This window comes from Teichococcus deserti (genome assembly GCF_001982615.1).
GTDB classification, from domain to species: domain Bacteria; phylum Pseudomonadota; class Alphaproteobacteria; order Acetobacterales; family Acetobacteraceae; genus Pseudoroseomonas; species Pseudoroseomonas deserti.
The window spans coordinates 1-909 of sequence record NZ_MLCO01000075.1; the positions used below are offsets into that span (position 1 = coordinate 1).

General features: G+C 70.2%; 1 protein-coding gene. It reads left to right on the plus strand.

Annotated elements, in window-relative coordinates:
• Positions 1 to 873 (plus strand): esterase-like activity of phytase family protein (locus BKE38_RS09525; protein WP_076957089.1); only part of this gene is annotated, 873 nt, incomplete at its 5' end.
• Between the last annotated feature and the right edge of the window lie 36 nt (positions 874 to 909).

Consider the following 909-nt stretch of genomic DNA (forward strand, 5'->3'; position numbering starts at 1 on the left):
GTCCCCGCGCTGCCCCAGCCCGAGGGCAGCCCGCTGATCGCCCGCGGCATGCTGCAGCTGAACAACGGCGCGCTGGGCTCCGGCGGCTGGTCCGGCCTGCATATCGGCGACGACCTGCAGCTGACTGCGGTCAGCGACCTCGGCTACTGGCTGCAGGCGCAGGTGCAGCTGGCCGAGGACGGCACCCCCCAGGGCCTGGCCCGGATCCGCCACGGCGCGCTGGACGACGGCTTCCTCGACAGCCCGCCCGGCCGCTTGACCAGCGACGCCGAGTCCCTGGCGCGGCTGCCCGACGGTTCCTGGCTGATCGGCTTCGAGCGCTGGCACCACGTCACCCGCCACTCCCGCATCGACGCGCCCGGCACGATCTGGTCGATGCCCGCCGACCTGCGCAACGCCCCCCTGAACGCCGGCCTCGAAAGCCTGGCCGTGCTGCCCGACGGCCGCGTGCTGGCGATCAGCGAAGGCCTGTGGACCGGCCCCCACGGCTGGCCCCGCGCCTGGCTGGGCGGCCCGGGCAACTGGCTGCCCGTCGGCTATCGCCCGCGCGGCGGCTACGTGGCGACCGACGCCTTCGGCCTGCCCGACGGCAGCGTTCTGGTGACCGAACGCGCCTTCAACTACCGCGAATTCTTCCGTGGCCGCCTGGTGCGCATCCCGGCCGCCATGATCGCCGGCGCCAAGGAAGACACCCTGCTGCAAGGCGAGCTGCTGACCGAAGACCTGCCGCACGAGAACTGGGAAGGCGTCACCAGCTTCCGCCACAAAGGCCAGACCTGGATCGCCCTGCTGACGGACGACAACGAGATGTTCTTCCAGGAAGGACTCTTGGCGTTTTTTGTCTTCAAGGAAGGCGTCTTAAGGCAGGGGTAGGCGAGGGGAATGAATTCCCCTCGACCCCTTCTTTTT